The 6,415-nt window shown below is 70.8% G+C and carries 5 protein-coding genes; 3 read left to right on the top strand and 2 right to left on the bottom strand.

Annotation, left to right across the window (positions count from 1 at the left end):
- Window positions 1–1,949 (bottom strand): EAL domain-containing protein (locus FUT87_RS07915; RefSeq protein WP_186830420.1); only part of this gene is annotated, 1,949 nt, incomplete at its 3' end.
- A gap of 258 nt (window positions 1,950–2,207) precedes the next feature.
- Window positions 2,208–4,268: an FAD-dependent oxidoreductase gene (locus FUT87_RS07910; RefSeq protein WP_147240676.1), complete on the bottom strand. Its 2,061-nt coding sequence runs from the start codon at window positions 4,266–4,268 to the stop codon at window positions 2,208–2,210.
- 203 nt (window positions 4,269–4,471) lie between these two features.
- On the opposite strand from FUT87_RS07910, the gene FUT87_RS07905 reads away from it, so the two are divergent.
- From FUT87_RS07905 to FUT87_RS07895, 3 genes are all read left to right on the top strand, one after another.
- The gene (locus FUT87_RS07905; protein ID WP_147240675.1) at window positions 4,472–5,344 is read left to right on the top strand and encodes a DUF4397 domain-containing protein; all 873 of its coding nucleotides are present in this window, start codon (window positions 4,472–4,474) and stop codon (window positions 5,342–5,344) included.
- Window positions 5,278–5,760: a DUF4397 domain-containing protein gene (locus FUT87_RS07900; protein WP_404935372.1), complete on the top strand. Its 483-nt coding sequence runs from the start codon at window positions 5,278–5,280 to the stop codon at window positions 5,758–5,760. Before FUT87_RS07905 ends, FUT87_RS07900 begins: the two co-directional genes overlap by 67 nt.
- Window positions 5,761–6,040: 280 nt before the next feature.
- Window positions 6,041–6,415: DUF4397 domain-containing protein (locus FUT87_RS07895; protein WP_186830419.1), on the top strand; the 375-nt coding region annotated here is incomplete at its 3' end.

Here is a 6,415-nt window from a genome sequence, read left to right as displayed (position 1 = left end):
AAGCTGCGGTCGATCTTCAGCGTGCTGACCGGCATCCGCTTCAGGTAGGCCAGCGAGGAATAACCGGTGCCGAAATCGTCGATGGCCACGCGCACGCCGCGCTTGGAGATGCGGGTCAGCAGGCTGATGGCCTGCTCGGCATCCTCCAGCAGCAGGCTCTCGGTGACCTCCAGCTCCAGCGCGCTGGGCGGGCAGCCGGTCTCGCCGAGGATGAAGTCCAGCGTCTCGATGAAATCGGGCTGGCGCAGCTGGCGGGCGGACACGTTGACCGCGACCTGCTGCGGCTTGCCCTCCTGGCCCTGCCAGCGCGCCACCTGCGCGCAGGCCTGCTCCAGCACCCAGCGCCCGATCGGGATGATCAGGCCGGTCTCCTCGGCCAGCGGGATGAAGTCCGCCGGCGAGATCGGCCCGCGCGTCGGATGCCGCCAGCGCAGCAGCGCCTCGGCGCCGATCAGCTGGCCGTCGCACAGGCGCACCTGCGGCTGGTATTCGAGGCGGAACTGCGCGGCCTCGTTGGCCTGGCGCAGCGCGTGGGTCAGCTCGAAGCGCTGCTGCACCGCCTGGGTCAGCTCCGGCCGGTAGGCCTGGACCGAGCCGCGCGCATGCAGCTTGGCGCGCACCATGGCGACCTCGGCATTGCGCAGCAGCTCGTCGACCTGCGTGCCGTCGGCCGGAAACAGCGCCAGGCCGATGCTGGCGCCGACATTGAAGCGGTGGTTGTCGATCACGACCGGCTCGTCCATCGCCTGGATCAGGCGGTCGCCCAGGCGCATCGCGGTTTCCTCGTCGACCAGGCCGGACAGCACCACGACGAATTCATCCGCGCCCACCCGCGCCACCGAGTCGCTCAGCCGCGTGACATTGGCGAAGCGCGCCGCTGCCGTCAGCAGCACCTGATCGCCGGCGGCATGGCCGGCGATGTCGTTGACGTCGCGGAAGCCGTCCAGGTCGATGTAGAGCACCGCCACGCAGGTGTGCTCGCGCTGCGCGTTGCCGATCTGGCGCGAGATGCGGTCGCGCAGCAGCGCCGCGTTGGGCAGGCCGGTCAGGCTGTCGTGCAGCGACTGGTGCAGCAGTTCGGCCTCGGTCTGCTTGATGCGGGAGATGTCGGTCAGCACGCTCAGGTACTGCACCTGGTCGGGATCGCCCGACGGCGCCGGCACCTTCACGAAGGTGGCCCACATCGGGATCGATTCGCCGTTCTTGTGGCGCTCGGTGACCTCGCCGCTCCACTTGCCGCGGGACTCGATGTCGGCCCACAGCGCGCGCAGCTTCCCGGGGTCCTGCTCGGCCTCGCGCAGCAGCAGCGGGCGCTTGCCCAGCAGCGTCTGGCGGTCGTGGCCGACCATCGCGACCAGCGCCGGATTGACGTCGACGATGCGCAGGTTGTGGTCGATGACCATGATCCCTTCGCCGCAGTGCTCGTAGACGGTGGCGGCGCGGCGGGCGGCATCGGTGGCCTGCTGCAGCTGGGTGATGTCGCGCGCGATGGCAACCTGGCCGAGGTACTGGTCGTCGTCGACGACCGGCGCGCTGAGCACGTCCAGGCAGCGGGCGCCGCCGTCGGCGCCATCGCGCCAGGTGAGCGTGCGGCCGTCGGCCTGCGTGTCGACCCAGCCCGGCGGGTTGGGCAGGTCGGCGTCGCGGCGGCCGATGATCTCCTGCTCGCTCAGGCCGACGGCGCGCTCGAAGGCCGGATTGCAGCCCTCATAGGCGCCGTTCGCGTCCTTGAAATACATCGGGTCGGGGATCGCGTTCAGCAGCGCGCTGAGGCGGGCGCGCTCGCGGCGCACGCGCTTGAGTTCCTCGCGTCGGCGTTGCAGCCGGCCGCGCTGCTGCACGAACAGGCTGACCATCACGCCCAGCGTCAGGCCGCCGATCACGCAGCCGGCGCCCAGCCAGAACACGGTCGAGCCGGAATCGATCCACGCCGGCAGGCGCGAGGCCATCCCGGTCGCCGCCGCCTGGACCGACGCAGGCGCGGACGCGCCGGCCCATGCCGTCGTGCTCAGGCACGCAGGCAGCAGCGCGGACACGGCAAGGCACCCCCAACGACGGGTCAGGCGAAGACGCATGGCTCACCCAAGCTTTTCTTATGAATGGAGGGGCAACAGCTGGCCCCAGGTCGGCGGCGACCGCGTGTGGCGGCCGCTCCCTTTGGCTCGACCTTCGGAGTATCGGCGCGCGGCTGAAGGGGCCGCTAGGGTTTACAGCGAGGCCGCCACCTGGGTTCCCTGCAGGATTGCACGCTTTGCGTCCAATTCTTTCGCCTCGGCCGAACCGCCGATCAGGTGCACCGACCGGCCCGCCGCGCGCAGCGGCGCCTCGAGTTCGCGCAAGGGCTCCTGGCCGGCGCACAGCACGATGGTGTCGCAGTCGATGCGCTCGGGCTCGGTGCGGTCCTCGCCCCGGCTGATCCACAGGCCGGCCGCGTCGATGCGCTCGTACTGCACGCCGCCGATCATCCGTACACCGTGCGTCTTCAACGCGGCGCGATGGATCCAGCCGGTGGTCTTGCCCAGGCCGGCGCCGAGCTTGCCGGCGCGGCGCTGCAGCAGCGTGATCTCGCGCTCGGCCGGCTGGGGTTGCGGACGGGCGAGGCCGCCGCGGGTCTCCTGCGGATCGCCGACGCCCCAATGCCGGCGCCAGGCGGGCGCATCCAGCGCCAGCGAGTGCCCCTGCTCCAGCAGGAACTCCGACACGTCGAAGCCGATGCCGCCCGCGCCGACCACCGCCACGCGGCGGCCGACCGGCTTCTCGCCGCGCAGCACTTCCAGGTAGGTCAGGACCTGGCCCCGCGCGACGCCTTCCTCCTGGCCGGGGATGCGCGGGTCGCGCGGCGTGACGCCGGTGGCGAGCAGCACCTCGTCGTAGTCCATCAGGTCCTGGGCGCCGACGCGCCGGCCCAGCTGCGGCGTCACGCCCAGCAGTTCCAGCCGCCGCTTGAAGTAGCGCAGCGTCTCGTGGAACTCCTCCTTGCCGGGGATGCGCTTGGCCAGGTTGAACTGGCCGCCGATCTCGGTGGCGGCGTCGATCAGGGTGACGGCATGGCCGCGCTCGGCCAGCGTCGTCGCGGCGGCCAGGCCAGCCGGTCCGGCGCCGACCACGGCCACGCGCTTGCGCCGCTGCTCCGGGGCCACCGGCACGATGCGCAGCAGCGTCTCGTGGCCGGCGCGCGGGTTGACCAGGCAGGACGCGACCTCCTGCTTGAAGACATGGTCCAGGCAGGCCTGGTTGCAGGCGATGCAGGTGTTGATCTCGTCGGCGCGGCCCTCCGCGGCCTTGCGCACGAAGGCGGGGTCGGCCAGCAGCGGCCGCGCCATCGAGACCATGTCGGCCGAGCCGTCGGCCAGCACCGACTCGGCAACCTCCGGCGTGTTGATGCGGTTGCTGGTGATCAGCGGGATGCGCAGGCCCTCGGCGTGCAGCTGGTCGCGCAGCTTCTTCGTGACCCAGGCGAAGCCGGCCCGCGGCACGCTGGTGGCGATCGTCGGGATGCGGGCCTCATGCCAGCCGATGCCGGTGTTGATGATGGTCGCGCCGGCCTGGGCGACGGCGCGCGCGAGCTGCAGCACCTCGTCCCAGCTGCCGCCGTCGGGGACCAGGTCCAGCATCGACAGGCGGTAGATGATGATGAAGTCCGGCCCGACGGCTTCGCGCATGCGGGTCAGGATCTCCACCGGCAGCCGCATGCGTCGCGCGAAGTCGCCGCCCCAGGCATCGCTGCGCTGGTTGGTCGCGGCGACCAGGAACTGGTTGATGAAGTAGCCCTCGGAGCCCATCACCTCCACGCCGTCGTAGCCCGCTTCGCGCGCCAGCACGGCGCAGCGGACGAAGGCGCGGATCTGGCGCTCAATGCCGCGCTCGCTCAGCGCATGCGGCGTGAAGGGCGAGATCGGCGACTTCAGCGCCGAGGGCGCGACGTTGAACGGGTGGTAGCCGTAGCGGCCGGTATGCAGGATCTGCAGCGCGATCTTGCCGCCCTCGGCATGGACCGCGCGCGTGATGGCCTGGTGCCGCCGCGCGGCGCCGCCGGTCATCAAGGTGCCGGCGAAGGGCTTGGCCCAGCCGGCGATGTTGGGCGCGTAGCCGCCGGTGACGATCAGGCCGACCTGGCCGCGGGCGCGCTCGGCGAAGTACTCGGACAGGCGCCCGATGTGCTTGCGCGAGTCCTCCAGCCCCGTGTGCATGCTGCCCATCAGCACGCGGTTCCTGAGGGTGGTGAAGCCCAGGTCCAGGGGCGACAGCAGCTGCGGGTAGGCATTCATGGCGCGGATGCTAGCGGCGCGCCCACCGGCCGTTTAGAGAGTGGAACCCAGGAGGGAAGACCCCAGGTGCGCCCGCGCTGGGCCGGGCGCCAGCAATGCTGTGTCGGTCTTGATATGGAACTACACAAACCTGGCAAGCGGCCACAAGCCGCAGCAACACGGGCCTCGTTCAATCCCGCCATCCTCAATCGGAGTGTCGGACGATGCGATTCAAGACCTGGGCCTGGGGCCTGAGCGTGGCCGCGGCCACCTTGCTGGCTGCCTGCGGGGGCGGCGGTGACAGCAGCACGGCGCAGATGCGCCTTCTCAACGCCAGCATCGGCTATGCCGCGCTGGACATGTCGGTGGACAGCACGACGGTCAACTCCGCCGTGGCCTACGCCGGGGTCGGCAGCTATGCCGACGTGAAGACCTCCGCCACCGGCACCGAGATCCAGAGCAACAGCGTCGGCAGCACGCTGGCCTCGTCCACGCCGACGCTGGCGGCCGGCAGCCACTACGCGATGATCGCCTACGGCTCGGCGGGCTCGCTGCAGACGACGCTGCTGCAGGAGGACCAGGAAGCGCCGGCCTCCGGCAAGTCCAAGCTGCTGGTGCTGAACCTGGCGCCGGACGCGGGCTCGATGGACGTCTACGTCACCGGCGCGGACGAGACGCTGGACACCGCGTCGACGGTGGCGGCCGGCATCGCGGCCGGCTCGGGCAGCGGTTACGTGTCGCTGAACAGCGGCACCTTCCGGGTCCGCCTGACCGCCGCCGGCTCCAAGAGCGACGTGCGCCTGGACATCCCCAGCATCACCCTGCCCTCGGCCGGCGTCTCGACGCTGGTGCTGACCGGCAGCGCCGGCGGCGTGCTGGTCAACGGCATCCAGCTGATCCAGCAGGGCGCGACGACCAACTTCCCCAACACCACCGCACGGGCGCGGCTGGTGGCGGCGGTGGGCGGCAGCGCATTGGTGTCCGGCTCGGTCGGCCAGACGGCGCTGATGCCCACCTCGGTCGCGCGACGATCGGCGACTACACGACCCTCACGGCCGGCGCGGCCGACCTGTCGGTCTACGTCAACGGCCAGCTGATGTCCTTCGCCAAGCCGACGCTGGTGGCGGGCAACGACTACACGCTGATGGTGTGGGGCCCGGCGGCGAGTCCGCAGCTGGCGGTGCTGACCGATGACAACCGCCTGCCCACCAGCCCGACGACGACCGCCAAGATCCGCCTGGTCAACGGCGTGGCGAGCGCCGCGACCGGCCTGACGCTGAACGTCGACTACAGCGCGCTGGCGTCGAACGTGGTGGCCGGGACGGCCTCAACGGCGCAGACGACGCCGGCCTCGACCGCGGCGCTGCTGACGGTGACCTCGCCGTCGTCGACGACGCCGGTGTACTCGCTGAGCGACCTGGGCATCACCGCGGGTTACGTCTACACCGTCTTCGTGATGGGCGACAGCACCGCCATGGTGGGCTCGCTGCGCCGCGAACGCACGAACAACTGAGGCGCCAGAAGCTCCCAAAGCACCGAAAGCGCCGGCCGGGCCCACGCCCGGCCCTCGGGCCCGACGCTCCGGGCCCCAGTACCTTCCTCCCTGTTGGCCACGTCCTCTCACGAGGCGTGGCCTTTTTTTCGCTGGTCGGCTGCCCCAACTTTGAGTCAGACCGACTCTCACCTGAATCAGGCGCGTTCGACAAAGAGGCAAGTGAGGGCCACTGCGCCCGCGGGAAGCGCTCCTTAGCCTCCCAGGTTTTTCACTTGGCGCCCGACGGGCGATGCCGACGATGCACTCCCAGAACCGAAACACCCTGATCCTGTGGCTGGCGCTGAGCTGCGCCGCGCTGCTCGTGGCCTGCGGCGGAGGCGGATCCCACAAGGACGCCCGGGTCCGGCTGCTCAATGCCAGCGCCGATCTGTCGTCCGCCGACTTGTTCGTCGAGAACGGCAAGCTGGCGTCCTCGATCGCCGCGCGCTCGGTCAGCGCTTATGCGGACCGCGGCCCGGGTGGCTTGTCGCTGCAGATCCGCAGCAGCGGCGACGGGGCGACGGTCGCGTCCTCGCCCGCGACGCTCAAGGACCAGACCCACTACACGGTGATCGCCTACGGCCGGACCGGGGCCATCCGGACCAGCCTGCTGCAGGAGGACCAGGAAGCGCCG

The sequence above is a fragment of the Mitsuaria sp. TWR114 genome, from assembly GCF_007997345.1.
The sequence above is the reverse complement of the archived record's forward strand: the minus strand, read 5'-3'. Positions and strand labels throughout refer to the sequence as shown.